The sequence below is a fragment of the Algibacter amylolyticus genome (assembly GCF_014202225.1).
In the GTDB taxonomy this organism is placed as follows: Bacteria; Bacteroidota; Bacteroidia; order Flavobacteriales; family Flavobacteriaceae; genus Algibacter_B; species Algibacter_B amylolyticus.
In genome coordinates this window covers 1-18,915 of sequence record NZ_JACHGE010000009.1, presented here as the reverse complement: position 1 = coordinate 18,915, position 18,915 = coordinate 1, and the positions used below count along the sequence as shown (strand labels likewise).

General features: G+C 33.3%; 19 protein-coding genes and 1 tRNA gene. 10 read left to right on the top strand and 10 right to left on the bottom strand.

The annotated features are described in order from the left end of the window. Positions 1 to 19: 19 nt before the first annotated feature. On the bottom strand, positions 20 to 478 hold the full coding sequence (locus HNQ90_RS14655; protein ID WP_144116581.1) for a hypothetical protein: 459 nt from the start codon (positions 476 to 478) through the stop codon (positions 20 to 22). Between the two features lie 308 nt (positions 479 to 786). Between HNQ90_RS14655 and HNQ90_RS14650 the strand changes: the two genes are divergently transcribed. Further along, positions 787 to 1,854, top strand: coding sequence for a DUF3810 domain-containing protein (locus HNQ90_RS14650; RefSeq protein ID WP_144116582.1), 1,068 nt, complete (start codon positions 787 to 789; stop codon positions 1,852 to 1,854). Positions 1,855 to 1,979: 125 nt separating this feature from the next. Next, a complete protein-coding gene (locus HNQ90_RS14645) occupies positions 1,980 to 2,333 on the top strand; it encodes a hypothetical protein (RefSeq protein WP_144116583.1) in 354 nt (117 codons plus the stop codon). Here HNQ90_RS14645 and HNQ90_RS14640 read toward each other — a convergent pair. Beyond that, on the bottom strand, positions 2,330 to 3,121 hold the full coding sequence (locus HNQ90_RS14640; RefSeq protein ID WP_144116584.1) for a DUF6503 family protein: 792 nt from the start codon (positions 3,119 to 3,121) through the stop codon (positions 2,330 to 2,332). The two genes, HNQ90_RS14645 and HNQ90_RS14640, sit on opposite strands and share 4 nt — an antisense overlap. Positions 3,122 to 3,200: 79 nt before the next feature. Here HNQ90_RS14640 and HNQ90_RS14635 point away from each other — a divergent pair, with 79 nt between their 5' ends. From HNQ90_RS14635 to HNQ90_RS14610, 6 genes are all read left to right on the top strand, one after another. Beyond that, complete coding sequence (locus HNQ90_RS14635) at positions 3,201 to 3,995, top strand: TrmH family RNA methyltransferase (RefSeq protein ID WP_144116585.1); 795 nt, start codon at positions 3,201 to 3,203, stop codon at positions 3,993 to 3,995. A gap of 144 nt (positions 3,996 to 4,139) precedes the next feature. Continuing rightward, positions 4,140 to 4,925 carry a T9SS type A sorting domain-containing protein gene (locus HNQ90_RS14630; RefSeq protein WP_144116586.1) on the top strand — a complete coding sequence of 262 codons (786 nt, stop codon included), beginning with the start codon at positions 4,140 to 4,142 and terminating at the stop codon, positions 4,923 to 4,925. 30 nt (positions 4,926 to 4,955) lie between these two features. Further along, complete coding sequence (locus HNQ90_RS14625) at positions 4,956 to 6,188, top strand: M48 family metallopeptidase (protein ID WP_144116587.1); 1,233 nt, start codon at positions 4,956 to 4,958, stop codon at positions 6,186 to 6,188. A 180-nt stretch (positions 6,189 to 6,368) separates the two neighbouring features. Beyond that, the gene (locus HNQ90_RS14620) at positions 6,369 to 6,641 is read left to right on the top strand and encodes a hypothetical protein (RefSeq protein ID WP_244962225.1); all 273 of its coding nucleotides are present in this window, start codon (positions 6,369 to 6,371) and stop codon (positions 6,639 to 6,641) included. Next, positions 6,642 to 7,277, top strand: coding sequence for an MOSC domain-containing protein (locus HNQ90_RS14615; protein ID WP_144116589.1), 636 nt, complete (start codon positions 6,642 to 6,644; stop codon positions 7,275 to 7,277). 42 nt (positions 7,278 to 7,319) lie between these two features. Continuing rightward, a complete protein-coding gene (locus HNQ90_RS14610; RefSeq protein WP_144116590.1) occupies positions 7,320 to 8,561 on the top strand; it encodes a DEAD/DEAH box helicase in 1,242 nt (413 codons plus the stop codon). Positions 8,562 to 8,579: 18 nt separating this feature from the next. On the opposite strand, the gene HNQ90_RS14605 is transcribed toward HNQ90_RS14610, so the two are convergent. Next, positions 8,580 to 9,245: a M15 family metallopeptidase gene (locus HNQ90_RS14605; protein WP_144116591.1), complete on the bottom strand. Its 666-nt coding sequence runs from the start codon at positions 9,243 to 9,245 to the stop codon at positions 8,580 to 8,582. Positions 9,246 to 9,284: 39 nt separating this feature from the next. On the opposite strand from HNQ90_RS14605, the gene HNQ90_RS14600 reads away from it, so the two are divergent. Together HNQ90_RS14600 and HNQ90_RS14595 are read left to right on the top strand one after the other, a co-directional pair. Continuing rightward, a complete protein-coding gene (locus HNQ90_RS14600; protein WP_144116592.1) occupies positions 9,285 to 9,878 on the top strand; it encodes an alpha-ketoglutarate-dependent dioxygenase AlkB family protein in 594 nt (197 codons plus the stop codon). Positions 9,879 to 10,438: 560 nt separating this feature from the next. Next, entirely contained in the window at positions 10,439 to 11,143 is a 705-nt protein-coding gene (locus HNQ90_RS14595; protein ID WP_144116593.1) for a DUF4369 domain-containing protein, read from the top strand. 61 nt (positions 11,144 to 11,204) lie between these two features. Here HNQ90_RS14595 and HNQ90_RS14590 read toward each other — a convergent pair. The 7 genes from HNQ90_RS14590 to HNQ90_RS14560 form a co-directional block, all read right to left on the bottom strand. After that, positions 11,205 to 11,278 (bottom strand) — tRNA-Thr (locus HNQ90_RS14590). A 60-nt stretch (positions 11,279 to 11,338) separates the two neighbouring features. Then, positions 11,339 to 11,608 (bottom strand): hypothetical protein, encoded by a 270-nt coding sequence (locus tag HNQ90_RS14585; RefSeq protein ID WP_092852774.1) that lies wholly within the window; start codon positions 11,606 to 11,608, stop codon positions 11,339 to 11,341. A gap of 68 nt (positions 11,609 to 11,676) precedes the next feature. After that, positions 11,677 to 12,087: a 6-pyruvoyl trahydropterin synthase family protein gene (locus HNQ90_RS14580; RefSeq protein WP_144116594.1), complete on the bottom strand. Its 411-nt coding sequence runs from the start codon at positions 12,085 to 12,087 to the stop codon at positions 11,677 to 11,679. After that, the gene (gene idi / locus HNQ90_RS14575; RefSeq protein ID WP_144116606.1) at positions 12,088 to 12,612 is read right to left on the bottom strand and encodes an isopentenyl-diphosphate Delta-isomerase; all 525 of its coding nucleotides are present in this window, start codon (positions 12,610 to 12,612) and stop codon (positions 12,088 to 12,090) included. It abuts the gene before it with no gap. 103 nt (positions 12,613 to 12,715) lie between these two features. Further along, positions 12,716 to 14,629: an OmpA family protein gene (locus tag HNQ90_RS14570; protein WP_144116595.1), complete on the bottom strand. Its 1,914-nt coding sequence runs from the start codon at positions 14,627 to 14,629 to the stop codon at positions 12,716 to 12,718. 14 nt (positions 14,630 to 14,643) lie between these two features. Further along, the gene (locus tag HNQ90_RS14565; RefSeq protein ID WP_144116596.1) at positions 14,644 to 15,573 is read right to left on the bottom strand and encodes a PorP/SprF family type IX secretion system membrane protein; all 930 of its coding nucleotides are present in this window, start codon (positions 15,571 to 15,573) and stop codon (positions 14,644 to 14,646) included. Positions 15,574 to 15,603: 30 nt separating this feature from the next. Next, the coding region (locus HNQ90_RS14560) for an Ig-like domain-containing protein (RefSeq protein WP_183822370.1) at positions 15,604 to 18,915 on the bottom strand (3,312 nt) is incomplete at its 5' end.

Below are 18,915 nucleotides of genomic sequence, written 5' to 3'. Positions count from 1 at the left end.
TTTATGTTTTAATTCTTTATTATTCTAACACTCCCATTTCAGCTTTTTCCAAAATCATATTACATACTTTTAAATACGCATGCAACTGCCTTTCTTCTGTTTTACTAGTAGGTTTCCAGGCATTTAATGAAATTGAGCTCATCATATCTCCATAAGTAAGTTGGCATTTATAGCCATGCATTCCTATGCTATTATTAAGTTTTATAAAAGTATTAAAATCCATAGATAATATTTGCTCCTCTATGTTTTTACATTCACTTTTAGAAATTTTAATTGTATAATCTGGGGCAATGCGTACCCAATGTTTAAAATCATCATCGGCATCCAAAGTTCTAACAAATATTTCGGATGATTTAGGTTTAGGGCGGTTATATATTGTAATATGAACTTTTTTGTCTATAATTCTACGGTCATGTTCTATTAAAAGTTCAATTTTTTTGAAGATTTCGTTTATTTCTGAAGCATCTTGTGAAAACACAATGTTTGTGCATAAGAAGATCGAAGTAATAATTATAATTTTGTTTATTTTTTCCAATATAATTCCATTTTTTTATCAGTTATAAAGGTAGTAAAAATGCACAGACTTTGGCAGCTACTCCTGATTGAAGTGGCATCCTTTCTGCGACATTGTTTTAAAACACCATACCTTAGCAAATATGACACATACTTGAAGAGATCCCGAAACATATTAGTGACTGCTTCGCAGAAAGATATAACGTAAAGCAGGAAGAAACCTTAATAGACAAACCACTGCGCTAGGGTACAAATTTTTATTATTTTTGGAAGATGCTGAAACAGAAAAAAACACTAATTGCATTGTCGTTGATTCCGCAAATTTTGTTGGTAAAACTCGCGGCTAATTATCCTGATGTTGTGGAGCGGTATTATAGCACTGGTTTGTATCCTGTAATTTCTAAAATATTTAGGTTTACTTTGGGTTGGATGCCGTTTTCGTTTGGCGATTTGCTATATACTTTTGCTGGCATTTATATGCTGCGATGGTTTTATAAAAACCGAAAGCGTTTACGACAGGACACCAAAAATTATTTGATTGATATTTTTGCTGCCGTAGCCTTTGTGTATATGGCGTTCCATTTATTTTGGGGTTTAAATTACTACCGATTGCCCTTGCATAAAAGTTTGAATTTAGAGCATGATTACACCACCGAACAATTAGCAAAGGTTACAAAATCGCTTATTGAAAAGGCGAATGCTTTGCATTTTGAAATTACTAAAAACGACACCTTAAAAGCTGAAATAAAACTAAGTAAATCTGCTATTTTTGAGATGGTGCCTGCCGGTTATGATAATTTAAAAAAGCAGTTTCCAGATTTAAATTACAGCCCTACAAGTTTAAAAAAATCGATTTATAGCTACCCGTTAACGTATATGGGTTTTAGCGGCTATTTAAATCCGTTAACCAACGAGGCGCAAGTAGATGGCTTGATTCCGGTGTTTAAATTTTCGACTACTTCGGCGCATGAAGTTGCACATCAATTAGGTTTTGCTGCCGAAAACGAGGCTAATTTTATTGCTTTTATGGCTACCACAAACCATGACAATATTTATTTTAAATATTCGGGCTACACCTTTGCGCTACGCTTTTGCCTAAACGAAATTTACAGACGTGATGAGGCACTTTATGAAGACATTATTTGTAGTGTAAATACAGGGATTTTAAAAAATTATAAGGAAGTTAGAGATTTTTGGGAAGCCCATAAAAACCCTGTAGAACCTTACTTTAAAAGTTTTTATGGCAATTTTTTGAAGGCTAACAGACAAAGCAAGGGCATGCAAAGTTATAATTATGTGGTGGCCCTTATTGTTAACTACCTTGAAAACACGCCAGAATAGGCTATTTTTAATGATTTTAGCTGTATTATTTTATAGTTAGCGTTTTCACTTACAAATACTTAGCCTGTTTTATGGTTTTCATTTTAAAAAAGTGTATTTTTAGTTACCCTTAAAGATTTTAAGTTATGAAAACAGTATTAATAGTTTTTGCTCTTTTTTTGTGTAACCAAACATTTGCACAGCAAATAAATAAAGATGAAACTGCCCTTCCGCCATTAATTTTGCTGAAATACCCTAATATTAAAAAAGCCTTTACCCAAAACACAAGTTTGAATAAAGACTCCTTTTCTTTATTTGACATAAATAATGCGCTAACCACCAACTTTACTAAAGACGATGGGCGACATATAAACAGAAATTTTGCGTTTTCGACCTCAGAAAAACTTTATTTAAGTAAAGAGTTACTGAAAATTGCACATAAATTTCCTGGTGATGGCAATAATTTAGCCATTGGACCAAAAGGTTTATTGGTCCCTTAATCTACTATTTGTGCGCCAGCAGGTGCTTCAAAGTCGGCATCGTCAAGAGGCTCTGCGTCTACTTTAACATTTATAAACTTAGTTTCTCCTTTTGCTGTTGTTGGCTTATTGTTTTCGTAATTATAACCTACTATGCTTTCTGGCAATAATAATCCATTTACCTCTTGCCACTTGTTGTAACGTCTAAAATGAAGTTCGCTTCCTTTTTCTTTTGAAAAGTATGTTACGGTATAGCCTAACCATTCCATTTTATAAGTTTCTGGGTTGTAATACAGCACGTATTCATCGTCTGAAGATTCGCCAACACCGTTTTCGTAAGAAATTTTAATTCCTGGGTAAACAACATCATCAAACACTAATGGTTCTGCATCTTCATAATTTATACCATCATCGGCCAAAATAAACGGCATCGCATAAAAATAAAACATTAGGTTATAGTAAAATCTTGGTTTGCCCTTATATGGTTTATCGCTTTTATTTAGCAACCACACATCTTCGCCATTGTAACCAATAACATGATCTGGGGTATCAATTAAAGCCTTTCTGTTTTTTAAATTCGTGGTGGTTACTTCCAAACCATTTGGTTTTTCCATGGTAAACGCTAAAGTTGTCATGGCGTTCCATTTATCTAAACCTCCATGAGCTTCAAAAACTTTTGTAATATTTTCTGGGTATATACTTGTGGTAACATCAAGAGTTTCTTCGGTATAATCTACAACAGGTGTTGCCGTTTTGTTTTTACAAGCGAATATTGAAATTGTAAGTGCTAAGAGTATGATTTTTTTCATAATATTTTTTAGATTTTAAGCTTTGACGAAGTTAAGGGAATATCATTACAATAAAAACGATTACTTTTGTCTTACTATTATGAAAGAAATAACAAGCGCACAAAACTCACTAATTCGACAACTTGTTCAACTAAAAGACAAGTCGCGCGAACGTAAAAAAACAGGCACGTTTTTAATAGAAGGTATTCGTGAAGTTACATTAGCATTAAAAGGTGGTTATGAAGTAGAAACCGTTTTGTTTTATCCTGATTTATTTCCTGCTGAATCACTTGAGGGTCTTATTCCCGAAACAGTAAACCCCATTGCTGTATCGAAGGACGTTTATGAAAAATTAGCTTATAGATCGACTACCGAAGGTTTGCTAGCTGTTGCAAAAGCCAAAGAAAACGAACTATCTAACTTAAGGTTTAAAAACGATAATCCTTTAATATTAGTTGCCGAAGCACCCGAAAAACCGGGTAATATTGGCGCTATTTTAAGAACGGCAGATGCAGCGCATGTAGATGCTGTAATTATTGCCAACCCAAAAACAGATTTATACAACCCAAACATTATACGTTCTAGCGTTGGCTGCGTATTTACTAACCAAATAGCCACTGGAACAACCACCGAGATTATTACCTTTTTAAAAGCGAATAACATTAATATTTATAGTGCTATTTTACAAGAATCGGTGGCCTACCATACCCAAGATTACACGAAACCCACCGCAATAGTTGTGGGTACCGAGGCTACGGGTTTAAGTGACGAGTGGCGCAATCATGCTACTAAAAACATTATAATACCAATGCAAGGTGAGATAGATTCTATGAATGTTTCGGTTGCTGCAGGAATTTTAATTTTTGAAGCTAAAAGACAAAGAAAGTTTTCATAATTCTTATATAACAAAGCTTATAACAAAAAGAACCGCAACCAAAAAGCTACAATTTCTCATAAGTAATAATAAATTTCTCTCATTCTTTTAAAACAAGATTTTTAATTATTTTTACAGGTAATTAATCCCTTAAAACTATTACATATGAAAGGAAAATTACTCGTTATTTTTTTAACTTTTACGTTTTTTAGCTACGCCCAAAACCCTAATTTAGTTACCAATGGAGGTTTTGAAGATTACCCAAACCCTAATAGTACGCCAAACAGATGGTCTTCTTCTAGTGACTTTGGTACTTTTAACCAAAACACCACAGATTTCGTTGAAGGGGCAAGCAGTGTGGAGTTTACTGCTGGATTTAGTGATTTAATGCTATTTACATTAGCCGATATTCCTCTTGAAGCTGGTAAAACTTACACCGTATCGTATAGCTACAAATATTTAGGAACCGAATTTGATGCCAATGATAATATAGAATTTAGTTTCTATTCGTCAACAAATCCTTTTCTTCATGGTACAAATATTCAAGATAACAATTGGAACTCCGTTACAACACAATATACACCAACCGAAACGAAAACTGATTTTGAAGCCACTATACGCGTTATACCGTCAGGAATTGGCTCTGAGTATAAAGTGTTAATTGACGATGTTCAAGTTTATGAAGGTCTGCCTTTATCAACACAAGCAATTAACCTAGAAAATACAATAAGCGTTTATACTTCCAAAAACAAACAGCTTAACATAAATAAACCAGCAGACCTTGTAATTACAAATGTTTCGGTCTATTCTATTTTAGGTCAACAGCAAAAACTAACTCCTAATACTAAGGATTTAAGTTCATATAACTTAAATACGTTTTCTACCGGAGTTTATATTTTAAAAATAACTACTAATAAAGGAGGAATCACAAAAAAGATCCTACTTAAATAATTAAAAATTTTAAAACTTAGAATAATATTTATGGATGCCCAAAGCCTATTTTACATCATTTTAATAATTATTATTCTAAGTTTTATTATCGATAAAATTCTAAACGCCTTAAATGCAAAACATTATAACGATTCACTTCCTGATGAGTTACAAGATGTTTATGATGACGTAGAATATAAAAAATCGCAAAATTATAAAACAACCAACTATAAATTTGGCTTATTAACATCTACCTTCTCCTTAATTTTAACGCTAGGCTTTTTATGGTTTGATGGTTTCGAGGTTGTCGACAATATTGCAAGAACCTACAGTAAAAACTCCATTATAGTTGCGCTTATTTTCTTTGGTATTATTATGATTGGCAGCGATATTTTAACTACACCCTTTTCGTATTACAGCACTTTTGTAATTGAAGAAAAATTTGGATTTAATAAAACAACTGTAAAAACCTTTTTTCTAGATAAAATAAAAGGTTGGCTCATGATGGCCATTGTAGGAGGCGGTATTTTAGCATTAATAATTTGGTTTTATGAGGCTACTGGACAGCATTTTTGGTTGTACGCTTGGGCATTAGTAGCTGTATTTACGTTGTTTATGAATATGTTTTACTCCAAACTTATTGTGCCCCTTTTTAATAAACAAACCCCTTTAGAAGATGGGACATTGCGCGATAAAATTTCGGCGTATGCTAAAACAGTTGGTTTTAAGCTAGATAAAATCTTTGTAATTGATGGCTCTAAACGAAGTACAAAAGCCAATGCCTATTTTTCTGGTTTTGGAAGTGAAAAACGCGTAACCCTTTACGACACATTAATACATGATTTGGATGACGAAGAAATTGTAGCTGTATTGGCTCACGAAGTTGGACACTATAAAAAGAAACATATTATTTTTAACCTATTTGCATTCATTCTATTAACAGGATTTACACTTTTTATATTATCCTTATTTATTTCAAATCCTATATTATCGCAAGCTTTAGGTGTTACAACGCCTAGTTTTCATATTGGTTTAATTGCTTTTGGGTTACTATACGCGCCTATTTCTGAAATTACAGGATTAATAATGAATCTGTTTTCTAGAAAATTTGAATACCAAGCCGATGATTATGCAAAAAACACCTATAAAGGCGATCCATTAATTACCGCGCTTAAAAAACTATCTAAAAATAGTTTGAGTAATTTAACACCACATCCGGCTTATGTATTTATGCATTATTCGCATCCTACGCTGTTGGAACGGATTGTGAATTTAAGGAAGTAAACTGTCGTATTAAAAATAGTAACAATCACTTAACTAATCAATAAGAAAACCGCTTAAATGGAAGCTGCAAAAAACAACTTAAATACCTTCAGGATTTTATACCTTGTAAAGGGCATTCTAACATTATGTTTTTCAATTGTATTTATTATTTACGGTTGTTTGGGGTTCCTAATTGGCGCGATGGCTGAAAATAGCGATACTAACACAGAACTTCCTTTTAATTTTGGCTGGATTTTCGCTATAATTGGCGGTATCGGTTTATTATTTTGTATAACCATTGGTGTATTAACTTTATTGGCTTCAAAATATATTAAAAACCTAAAAAACTATAATTTTGTATTTGTAATAGCCGTAGTAAATTGTCTTACTGGCATTCTAGGTATCGTTTTAGGTATTTTTACTCTAATAGAATTATCGAAACCTGAAATTAAAACCCTTTTCAATAAAGCCTAAATGAAAATAATCGCTACCAATATAGCAAAACCAACAACCATTATCTGGAATGGGAAAGAAGTAGTTACTGGCATCTATAAAACACCTACCAATCAACCTATTTTTCTTGGTACTACAGACGTTAAAGGCGACGAGGTAACAGATAGAAAACATCATGGTGGCGAGTTTAAGGCCTGCTATTTATTTTCTGAAGATCATTATGAGTATTGGAAAAACTTATATCCTAATTTAGATTGGAGTTATGGTATGCTAGGTGAAAACCTAACCGTTTCTGGTTTAAATGAAAAGGAAATCCATATTGGAGATATTTATAAATTAGGTGGAGCGCTTATTCAAATTACACAACCTAGAGAACCTTGTTTTAAATTGGGTGTTAAATTTGGCAATCAAAACATCCTGAAACAATTTATTAATCATGGTTTTCCGGGTACATATATTCGTGTTTTAGAAGCAGGTTCTGTTAAAGCAGGCGACACTTTTGAGTTAATTGATAAAGCTAAAAACAGTTTAACTACACATCAGTTCTTTAATTTACTATACAGTAAAGAAAAAAACAAGGCGCATATTGAATGCATACTAACCAATGATGCTATACCCAAACGAAAAAGAGACAAACTGAAACAGTTTTTAAAGTAGCTTTGGTTTGGTTTGTTATATCTTTGCAACAAACTATTACAGATGTCTTTTAAAGATTTAAAAATTAGCAAACCTATTTTACGTGCCGTTGCAGAAGCTGGTTACGATAACCCTACTTTAGTGCAAGAAAAAACTATCCCTCTTGTTTTGGAGCATAAGGATGTTATTGTTTCTGCCCAAACCGGAACGGGAAAAACGGCTGCTTTTGCACTGCCTATTTTACAATCTCTATTAGACCAGCAAGATGCTCCTAAAAAAGGTAAAACCATTAAAGCTTTAATTGTTAGTCCTACGCGAGAATTAGCCATTCAAATTGAAGATAACTTTAAAACCTACAGTTCTTATACCAACTTAAGAACCACTGTAGTTTATGGTGGCGCATCAATAGAACCACAAAAAGAAGTTTTAAAAAAAGGTGTAGATGTTTTAATTGCTACTCCAGGTCGTTTACTCGATTTACATAAACAAGACAGTATTAATTTAGATTACGTTGAAACTTTAGTTTTGGATGAAGCTGATTTGATGCTAGACATGGGCTTTATTGACGATGTTAGAAAAATAGAGCGTTTATGTACTCGAGAAAAACAAATCCTATTGTTTTCGGCAACTATTCCGCATAAAGTAGAACAATTAGCGAATTCTATTTTAAACAATCCGGAGCGCGTAGAGGTTGCCCAAAATTCTTCAACATCAAAAAATGTGGCTCAGTTATTATACTTTGTCCCAAAACCTAAAAAAATAGAATTGTGTTTACATTTATTACGAAACACAATTAAAGGAAATATCATCATTTTTAGACGCACAAAATATGGTGTAGATAAACTTGAAAAAACGCTTATAAAAAACAATTATAAAGCCGATAGTATTCATGGTGATAAAAGTCAAACTGCAAGACAAGATGCCTTAACACGATTTAAAAAAGGCGAGGTTAACATATTAATTGCAACCGATGTGGCTGCACGTGGTATTGATATAAACGAATTAGATGCGGTTATAAATTTCGATTTGCCAAATGTTCCCGAAACCTATGTACACCGTATTGGTAGAACCGCTAGAGCAGGAAACACAGGTATAGCACATTCGTTTTGTTCGGCAGATGAGAAAAACTACATAAAAGCCATACAACAACTTATTAGCCTACAATTAGATGTTGTTGAAGACCATCCGTATCCACTAGATCCTAAAGCAAAACCAATTATACATACCTCTAATAAAACAGGCAGTAAACACAGAAAAGGACGTAAAAGTGAAGCCTCTAAAAAGAAAAAGAAACGCTGGTATTAATAGGATTATACACTAATACTATTCCACCGGAAAATCAAAATACGTTTTAGGAAATGGCTCCCATCGTAAAGTAAAGTGCCACCATTCTTTAGAGTAATTCCTAAAATTATATTTCAACATAACGGTTTGTAATAATTGTCGGTTAGCTTTTTGAGTGTCTGTAAGCTTTGGATAGGCCACCCAAGATTCTTCTCCAAAAAAATCATATGGACTTCCCATATCTAAAGGTATTCCCGTATTTCCATCAATTATTGTTAAATCAACCGTACTTCCCCTACTATGCCCAGATCTAGAAGATATATATCCAGATTTAAATAAATTACGTTTTTTAACCTCTGGATAAAATTGAGGTTTCATTATGGTATCATTTAAGTCTCTAGCCCAACTTATAAAATGATTAACGGCCTCTTGAGGTCTGTAGCCATCATAAACCTTTAAACATAAATTTTGTTCTTGCAATGCTTCTTGGACCTTTTTTAAAGCCTGTGCAGTTTGTTCCGTTAGTATAAGCTTATTAGATTGGTAACTATTAATTGGTTTTCCTACAAAATTATTAGAGGTAAAATAACGTAACTCGACACCTAAATCCGGAATAATATCTTTAACATACACAAAACCTTCAGGTAGTTGCGAAAACATATTTTGAAAAATAAGGCAGAATAAAAAAACTAAGGTATACTTCATTTTAATTTTGAATTATGCTAATTTAGAAAATAAAAGAATATGCTTTTTAAAAGTGATATAAATTTAAATCTGAAAGACGCCGAAATAACCTATTACCCGGAGTTTTTCAATGCCAGTGAAGCCACTAATTTTTTTAAAAACCTTCTAAATTATGTTAAGTGGCAACAAGATTCAATAACCATTTACGGAAAAACACATTTACAACCTCGTTTAACCTGTTTTTACGCCAATAACACAAATACATACAAATACAGCAATATAACCATGCAGCCATATCCTTTTAATGATGATTTATTACTCATTAAGAGTAAAATTGAATCGCATTTAAAAGTAAAATTTACAAGTTGTTTAGCCAATTTATACAGAGATGGCAATGATAGTAACGGTTGGCATGCCGATAATGAAAAAGAATTAGGTAAAAACCCTATAATAGCTTCGGTTTCTTTTGGTGCCGAACGTGTTTTTAATTTAAAACACAAGGGAGATAAATCGCTTAAAGCAAAACTAAATTTACAACATGGTAGCCTGCTATTAATGCAAGGCGAAACTCAAGACAATTGGCTACACCAGATACCAAAAACTAAAAAAATTATTGGAAAACGAATTAATTTAACATTTCGAATTATTGCATAAAAAAACCGAGTTCCCTCAAACTCGGTTTTCTTTCAATTTGCTTTTTTATATTATGAATCTAGATTTGGGGTTTCCTAATTTATCAACATAATGCAAATATTAATTAATTAATCCATTGAACTAAAAAGTGTGTTATTTAGTACACTCCAAATATATAATTAATAAACTTATCAAATCGATTAAAAACACTATAAATCGCTGAAATACATTAAATTTTAACATTTAAAGTTGAAATAATCAATTTTATCGATGAAATACACTTTTAAAAACATTTTAATTCTCTAAATAATGAGTTTAAATCATAAAAAAAGCATCCTAAATAGAATGCTTTTTTTCTAACTAACCAACCAAAATATGAATTACTAATCTTCTGTTTAAAGTAACCACTCAATAAACATTTTTAACGATTGTAATTACGATTAGTATATTACAATCCTCGTGCCAAATTTTAAATTAGAGTTCTTTTATGATTTATTTAACAAAACATTTTAATAAAAGGTAACTAGTAAAAGCCATTTAATTGTTTGATATTTGTCCTTATCAACTTATTTAAAATATCAATGAGAAAAATATCAATTATAGTATTAACGCTATTATTTATAGCTTGTGGAAAAGATCAGAGTGATTTAACAGTAATTGCTAACATAAAAGGATTAAAGAAAGGCACCGTATATTTAAAGAAAATGCAGGATACTTTATTAGTTACTGTAGACTCTATTTTGGTAAATGGTAATCCTAAAATTGAATTGCATAGTGATTTAGAAGAACCTGAAGTATACTTTTTATACTTAGATAAGCAAAGTAAAGATACAGATAGAATACCATTTTTTGCAGATAAAGGCATAACCGAAATTAATACAACCTTAAAAAACTTTGCTTTTGATGTTGATATTAAGGGTTCTGAACAACAAAAAGTCATGGAGGAATATAAAACACTTATTTCTAAAATGAATAATAGAAATTTAGAAGTGATAAAGGAGCAATTTGAGGCTCAACAAGCAAATGACACTGCTAGATTCAGTAAATTAAGAAATGAAGCTAAAAGCAGCGTTAAACGCAAATATTTATACACCGTAAATTTTGCCTTAAATAATAAAGATAGCGAGGTTGCTCCCTATTTAGCGTTAACAGAAATATACAATGCTAGAATTGATTTATTAGATACCATTAATAAATCCTTATCATCAAAAGTTAAGTCTTCTAAATATGGTAAAGAATTGGATAACTTCATTTTAGACATTAAAGCTGCCGAAAAAAGCAACTAATTTTAAAAATCAAAATAGTTAGAATAAAAAAAGCTTTCCAAAATGGAAAGCTTTTTTTTTGAGCCGATGGAGGGACTCGAACCCACGACCTGCTGATTACAAATCAGCTGCTCTAGCCAGCTGAGCTACATCGGCGTTTTAACGGGTGCAAATATAAACGCAAATTTTAAATTTGCAAGCACTCAGTTAAAAATTTTATCCAAGTTTATTAATTTTTTCAATTAATTCTCGTCCCTTGCTTTCAAGTTCTGCATTTATCGCTTTAAAATGCGCTTTAGGGTTCTCTACATCTTTTTCATTTACCTTAACTATTAAGGCATCAAAAGTTGCTATAGCCTCATCTATGATAGCCTCGCTTGATTTTGTGTCTTTATCTGTATTTGAGTATTCCCAAACGTAAACCGCTTCAATGATATCTCCTAAAACGTAATTTATATCTTTTTTTAAATTTCTAACATTTGCCATTATAATCTCTTTTTAATATTTCAGCAAAAATAAGAATTCTCTTTTTGATGCTTGGTTAATAAATCATTTTAATTTCCAGAATACGAAACAAAATTTCTTGGCGTTTCGTAAAGTGTTATTTCTAAATCTAAATTATCACTTAATTCAGGCTTAATTTTATTATAAATTACGACAGCTATATTTTCGGCTGTAGGGTTTAAATCTTTAAATTCTGGTACTTCTAGATTTAAATTTTTATGATCGAAAGCATCTTCAACATTATTTTTAATGATATCTTTTAAAACTTTCATATCTATAACATACCCTGTTTCTTTATCTATTTGGCCAGTTACACTCACAATAAGTTCGTAATTATGACCATGAAAGTTGGGGTTATTGCACTTCCCGAATATATCGTCATTTTTTTCAAAACTCCAATCTTTTCTGTACAGCCTATGCGCTGCATTAAAATGTGCTTTTCTGCTAACTGTAACTTTCATTTAAGAGGTTATATTTATATGTTCGTAGAATTTATCGAAAATAACTTTAAACCATTCTGTATATGCTTCTGGATGTACCACTATATCCGCTTTAACAGCCTCTAACGGCATCCATTTCCAACTCGCTACTTCATCTGGGTTTAATATAGGTTCGCCATTGTAATGGCCTAATAACACATGATCGTATTCGTGTTCTGTTAATCCATTATCAAATGGAGCCTTATATATAAATGAAATAGATTCTTTTAAATTAACCACAAACCCCATTTCTTCTTGTAAACGTCTTTTACCTGCTTCAATATTACTTTCTCCATCCCTTTGATGGCTACAACAGGTATTGGTCCATAGTCCAGGAGAATGATACTTATTAAATGCTCTTTGTTGTAACATGAGCTCGTTTTTATCATTAAAAACAAAAACTGAAAATGCACGATGCAATACGGCCTTTTCATGTGCTTCCATTTTTGGCATTAGCCCTATTTGTTGGTCTTGTTCATTTACAAGTATTACTTTTTCTTCCTCCATAGACAACAAAAATACGAACAAAATAATTACTTGGTAAATCTTGTTAAAAGAAAAAAGCATCTAAATAAATTTAGATGCTTTTTATATTAGTTTGTAACTGTGTTTAATTTGAAACTACAATAAACTCACTACGTCTATTATCTTGATGTTCTTGTTTAGAACATTTAACGCTGTTGTTACAGTGGTTCACTAAACGTGTTTCGCCATATCCTTGACCAGTTAGTCTACTTGAAGATATGCCACCTTTTTCGATAATATAAGCTCTTGTCGATTTATTTCTTCTATTTGATAACGCCCAGTTGTAAGCATCTTTACCCCTAGAATCGGTATGTGAACGTACATCAATTTTTACATTAGGGTACTCCTTCATGTACTTAATAACTTTAGCTAATTCTATTTCGGCATCTGGACGAATGTATGATTTGTCGTAATCGAAATAAATAGGATTTAACCCTAACAGTAACGCTAAATCTGTTCCAATTGTAGCCGCTTCCGGATCTAGTTTTAATTCTAACTCTAACTCAGCCTTTTGTCCTGGTTTAACAGTAAAGTCTATAAAATCTTCCTTATACTTATCTTTTTTGGCTTCTATTAAATACGTTCTTTCCTTACAGTCTAAGTTAAAACTAAAGTTACCCGATGCATCACTTTTAAAGGTTTGAAGCAAGTTTCTATTAGAATCGTAAACAAACACATCGGCATCAGGAATAATCATTTGCGTTCTTTTGTTAACTACGGTTCCAGCAACATCCCTTAAACAAGATGGTCTTTCAAAACTGTAAATATCATCATCTCCCTTACCGCCTTCTCTATTTGATGAAATATAACCTTTGTTAGTTTCATCATTTATAATAAATCCGAAATCGTCTTTAGGACTATTAATTGGTTCTCCCATATTCTGAATCATCGAAGAATCATCATTAATGTTATTGGCAGCAATTTTAAAAACATCTAAACCTCCTAAACCAAGATGTCCATCAGAAGAAAAATAAAGCGTTCCGTTTTCGCTAACAAAAGGAAAATTCTCTCTTCCTTCCGTATTAATTTTAGGACCTAAGTTTCTAGGCACTCCGTAACTACCATCTTCATTAATATCGACAACAAAAATATCTGAAGCACCTTGAGTTCCAAACATATCTGACGCAAAATATAATTGCTTCTCGTCTGGACTAAGCGCAGGATGCGCCACGTTATATTGATCATCATTAAAAGGCATAGACACAATGTTTGTCCATACACTATCAACCAAAGTTGCCTTATAAATTTTTAGGCCATGAATATCGTTATCATTCTTTTTAAACTTTCCTTTGTGGAAGTTATTTCGCGTAAAGTAAGCTGTTTTACCATCTTTTGTGAATGAAGTAGAAGATTCGTGGTACTTTGTATTTACATCGCCATTTACTTCTGAAACACTACCGTTATCATTTAATTCGAATAAATCTAAAAACGGCTGATTATTCCATTTATAAATATTCTCATCTTGATCTCTTGAAGAAGCAAAAACTAAGTGTCCATTATAAGTTGACGTTCCAAAATCTGAATATGCTGTATTTATGTCTAAATTAACTAATTCGTAATCATCTGAAATTTCATTGATCGCTTTTACATATTCGGGCTTTTTCAAAAACTCTAAAACTCTTGAATCTTCAGATCGAATGGCTGCAAAACTTTTTAATACTCTATCTGAATCGTCATACCTTTCAACAGCCCTAAGTGCTTGGGCGTATCTATAATAATTTTCAGGTTCCGTGGGCAAATTAAACGCCATTAATTTATCATACCAAACTACAGCATCTTTCATTTCATTATTAAAATAAAATGAATTAGCTAGTTTTTCAATAACATCTGGCGAAACATCATCCTGATTAGCTAATTTTAAAAGTTGATTTCGAGAATCTACATAAGCTAGATTCTCATATTTTTTTATAGCCTTTCTTGAAGATTTTACTTTTTGTGCAAAAGCACAATTAAAAACCAAAGCACCTAATATAGAAAGTATGTATATCTGTTTTTTCATGTCTGTAGTTTTTTTTAGAAGAATCTTGGTGATAAAATTTTAGCTATTTCTTGTAATTCAAATCTTAGCATAATTTCGTGCGACCCACTATTATAATTATTTAATCCGGTAGTTGTTGCATCGTAAGAATATCCTAAAAATATTTCTGGGCTAACTTGAAAACCTATTAAACCACTAACGGCATCATCCCATCTATAAGCTAATCCTAAAGTAAATTTTTCGTTAAATAAGGCATTTACTGATAGATCTGCAATAATTGGTGCTCCTGAAACACCCTTAACTAAAAAGGCTGGTTTTAACTTAGTATTATCACTAACATCAAATACATATCCACCAATTAAAAAATAGTGTAAACGTTCTGTTGCTACAGACTCTTCGAAATCATCGTAATGTTCTGTACTTATAATATTTGGAACCGATAACCCTAAATACCCTTTTTCTGAATGCAAATATAATCCTGCTCCTATTGTTGGAGATATAAGGTTAACATTTTCCTGAAATAAAGGATCTGTATCTTGATAACGACCTTTGCTCCAATCGGTATCAAGGATATGAATACCACCTTTTACACCGAATGAAAACTTTAAATCCTTATCATTTACGGGAAACGAATACGATAAATTAGCATCTATACTAGTTTCCTCTGCAGGTCCAATTTGGTCGCTAACTATGTTTAAACCTATTCCTAATTTTTCGTTTCTTAATGGAGAATGAATTCCAAAAGTTACGGTTTTTGGAGCTCCATCTAGACCTACCCATTGCGTTCTGTATAAAGCTGTAGCACTTAATACTCTTCTTTGTCCTGCATAAGCAGGGTTTACGCTCATGGTGTTATACATATAATGCGTGAACTGAGGGTCTTGCTGTGCTTGTATATCTAAACTTAATAGTGCAGTAAACACTACTAAAATTAAACCTTTTATTAATGATGATTTTTGTATCATTTTTAATCTTTTTTTAGTCGTTTACTTAAATTATCTGTTTATATATAACCATCCTGCTAAAGGTTTACTTCCGTCTCCCTTATCTAATACATAGTAATATGTTCCTACTGGTAATTGTTCAGAAGAATTAACTGTAGCTCTTCCTCCAGATGTTCCATCCCATGCATCGCTACTACTATAGCCTTTCTTCTCATACACTATATTACCCCAACGGTTATATACTTCTAATTTATTATCTGGATAATTATCAATACACTTAATAACTAAAGTATCTCCTTCTCCATCACCATTAGGTGAAAACTCATTAAATACAGTTAAACAATCTAATTCTGTATCTGTTGAATCATCTTCTGAGTTTCCATCTGAATCATTACCATCATCACTATCATCAGTTACAATACCCGACGATTTTGTTGAAGCAGAAACAAATACACTGTTTTTAACTCCTCCAGAATCTATCGCATCTTGATCGATAGTAAAACTAGCTGTATAGGTAGCTGACTCACCGGAACGTAATGTACCTTCATCACTTCCTTGATCTGCACTATCAAATCTTGGCTCTTCAGTTAAAGAAATTGTTTCCCCTCTAAAATTAAGGAAGGTATCTACTAACGTTATATCAGTTAATAATATATCCCCTGTATTTTGAACTACAATAGTATATATAATCTCTCCTCCTAATGAACTATTTAAAACGTTAGCCGTTTTTGTTACTTCAACTAAAGCTAAACAACCCGTTGTAATTGGATCGCAAGTGTCATTTGGATCACTCGTTTTCCCTTCAGGATTTAGTGGTGTACTTGGATCATCGATTCCCGTAGTTTCCTCACAGTCTGTTAAACCATCGCCATCACTATCCGTTCCATTTGGACATAATGAATAGCCTATTGTTACGGTTGCTTCATTAGAAACGTTACCATCGTTATCCTCAATAGTATAACTTATTGGTGTAGGATTACCTGTAAAGCCTGCTTCTGGAACAAACGTTAAGTTTCCTCCTTCGTCTAATGTCCATGTTCCTTCATTAGCTACTACTAAGGTATCATTATCACCATCGCTTGTTGTATCTGTAGCTCCTGGTGTTGTAATAGTTACCGTAGTTACACTTACTGAACCATCTTCATCTGAATCTGCTCCATTGCCATTATCTTCAGTTACATTGATAATAACTGTAGACCCTGGTGTGTTTGCTAAATCCTCATCATCCTCTGCTATTGGTGCAATGTCACTAACCATTATGTAAGTAACAGTTACTGTTGCTTCATTTGACTCATTCCCTTCGTTATCCTCTACAGTATAAGTAATAGCCGTAGGGTTTCCTGTAAAGCCTGACTCTGGTGTAAACGTTAAGTTTCCTGCCTCATCAAGGATCCAAGTTCCTTCTCCTGATACTACTAAGGTATCATTATCGCCATCACTATCGCTATCTGTAGCTCCTGGTGTGGTTATCGTAACTGTTGATGGATCTATTATTCCATCTGAGTCACTGTCTTCTCCTTTTCCATTATCTGCTATTACATTTAGTGTAACTGCAGTCCCTGAGGCATTGTCTTCTTTAACATCATCTTGAGCAATTGGATTATCCTGAACTGTTACAGTTACTGTAGCTTCATTTGTTGGGTTACCATCTTCATCATTTACTGTGTAAGTGATTGTTGATGAGCCTGTAAAGCCTGCTTCTGGATCAAAGGTTATTGTACCATCGCCATTATCTGTATAAATCCCTTCTCCTGGCACAGTAATCGTAGATTGTTGTCCTGGTGTTGCAGGATCTAAATCTACTGTTGTGTCATCGATAGTTCCGTTTGGATCTGAATCATTATCTGTCAGATCAATTATAACATCAGTATCTGTACTTGCAATCGCTTCATCATCTATTGCTATTGGTGTACAACCTCCTGCATCAGTAAATGGCGTACAAGCATCGTTTGGATTACTTATTGTTCCTCCTGGATCTAATGGTGTATTAGGATTATCTAATCCTGTTGTTTCCTCACAATCTGTTAGACCATCGCCATCTGTATCCGTTAATGGACTAGTTGCAATTGGATCACATGCATCAGTTGGATTACTTGTTGTTCCTGCTGGATCAAGTGGTGTACTTGGGTCATCAATTCCTGTTGTTTCCTCACAATCTGTTAAACCATCGCCATCACTATCCGTTCCATTTGGACATTCTGTTACAGTTACTGTAATAGAAGCTACTGTTGAAATGTTACCATCGTTATCCTCTACCGTATAGTCTACTGGTGTTGCTACACCTGTAAATGTTGGTTCTGGATCGAAGGTTACGGTTCCATCTGGATTTACTGTATAAGTTCCTTCTCCTGGCACGGTAAACGTAGTTTGTTGTCCTGGTGTTGCAGGGTCTAAATCTATTGTCGTTACATCAATCGTACCATTCGGATCGCTATCATTATTTGTTACATTAATAACCGCATCTGTATCTGGTTCTGTTGATACCGTATCATCATTTGCAATTGGCGTACAACCTCCTGCATTTGTAAATGGTGCACAAGCATCATTTGGATCACTTATCGTTCCTGCTGGATCTAGAGGTGTGTTAGGGTTATCTAATCCCGTTGTTTCCTCACAATCTGTTAAACCATCGCTATCTGTATCCGTTAACGAACTACTTGCGATTGGATCACATGTGTTGTTTGGATCGCTAATTGTTCCTGCTGGATCTAATGGTGTGTTTGGATTATCTAATCCTGTTGTTTCCTCACAATCTGTAAGGCCATCACCATCCGTATCCGTTAATGGGCTACTTGCGATTGGATCACATACATTATTTGGATCACTTGTTATTCCTGCTGGATCAAGTGGTGTACTTGGATCATCGATTCCTGTTGTTTCCTCACAATCGGTTAAGCCATCATTATCTGTATCCGTTGAATTTGGACACGCTGTTACCGTTACTGTAATAGTAGCTACAGTTGAAATGTTTCCATCGTTATCCTCCACTGTATACTCTACTGGCGTACCTGTACCTGCAAATGTTGGTTCTGGATCGAAAGTTACCGTTCCATCAGGATTTGCTGTATAAGTCCCCTCTCCTGGCACTGTAAACGTTGTTTGTTTACCTGGAGTTGAAGGATCTAAATCGATTGTTGTAACATCGATTGTACCATTTGGATCTGTATCATTGTTTGTTACATTAATTATTGTATCCACATCTGCTTCAATTGTAACAGAATCATCATTTGCAATTGGCGTACAACCTCCTGCTTCTGTAAATGGCGTGCAAGCATCGTTTGGATCACTTGTTACTCCCGCTGGATCTAATGGTGTGTTTGGATTATCTAATCCTGTTGTTTCTTCACAATCTGTAAGTCCATC

Excerpts from the sequence above, each read along its gene's own strand:
- HNQ90_RS14650 (WP_144116582.1), top strand. The coding sequence starts at position 787 with ATGCTGAAACAGAAAAAAACACTAATTGCATTGTCGTTGATTCCGCAA.
- HNQ90_RS14645 (WP_144116583.1), top strand. The coding sequence starts at position 1,980 with ATGAAAACAGTATTAATAGTTTTTGCTCTTTTTTTGTGTAACCAAACA.
- HNQ90_RS14640 (WP_144116584.1), bottom strand. The coding sequence starts at position 3,121 with ATGAAAAAAATCATACTCTTAGCACTTACAATTTCAATATTCGCTTGT.
- HNQ90_RS14635 (WP_144116585.1), top strand. The coding sequence starts at position 3,201 with ATGAAAGAAATAACAAGCGCACAAAACTCACTAATTCGACAACTTGTT.
- HNQ90_RS14630 (WP_144116586.1), top strand. The coding sequence starts at position 4,140 with ATGAAAGGAAAATTACTCGTTATTTTTTTAACTTTTACGTTTTTTAGC.
- HNQ90_RS14625 (WP_144116587.1), top strand. The coding sequence starts at position 4,956 with ATGGATGCCCAAAGCCTATTTTACATCATTTTAATAATTATTATTCTA.
- HNQ90_RS14620 (WP_244962225.1), top strand. The coding sequence starts at position 6,369 with ATGGCTGAAAATAGCGATACTAACACAGAACTTCCTTTTAATTTTGGC.
- HNQ90_RS14615 (WP_144116589.1), top strand. The coding sequence starts at position 6,642 with ATGAAAATAATCGCTACCAATATAGCAAAACCAACAACCATTATCTGG.
- HNQ90_RS14610 (WP_144116590.1), top strand. The coding sequence starts at position 7,320 with ATGTCTTTTAAAGATTTAAAAATTAGCAAACCTATTTTACGTGCCGTT.
- HNQ90_RS14605 (WP_144116591.1), bottom strand. The coding sequence starts at position 9,245 with ATGAAGTATACCTTAGTTTTTTTATTCTGCCTTATTTTTCAAAATATG.
- HNQ90_RS14600 (WP_144116592.1), top strand. The coding sequence starts at position 9,285 with ATGCTTTTTAAAAGTGATATAAATTTAAATCTGAAAGACGCCGAAATA.
- HNQ90_RS14595 (WP_144116593.1), top strand. The coding sequence starts at position 10,439 with ATGAGAAAAATATCAATTATAGTATTAACGCTATTATTTATAGCTTGT.
- HNQ90_RS14585 (WP_092852774.1), bottom strand. The coding sequence starts at position 11,608 with ATGGCAAATGTTAGAAATTTAAAAAAAGATATAAATTACGTTTTAGGA.
- HNQ90_RS14580 (WP_144116594.1), bottom strand. The coding sequence starts at position 12,087 with ATGAAAGTTACAGTTAGCAGAAAAGCACATTTTAATGCAGCGCATAGG.
- idi (WP_144116606.1), bottom strand. The coding sequence starts at position 12,612 with ATGGAGGAAGAAAAAGTAATACTTGTAAATGAACAAGACCAACAAATA.
- HNQ90_RS14570 (WP_144116595.1), bottom strand. The coding sequence starts at position 14,629 with ATGAAAAAACAGATATACATACTTTCTATATTAGGTGCTTTGGTTTTT.
- HNQ90_RS14565 (WP_144116596.1), bottom strand. The coding sequence starts at position 15,573 with ATGATACAAAAATCATCATTAATAAAAGGTTTAATTTTAGTAGTGTTT.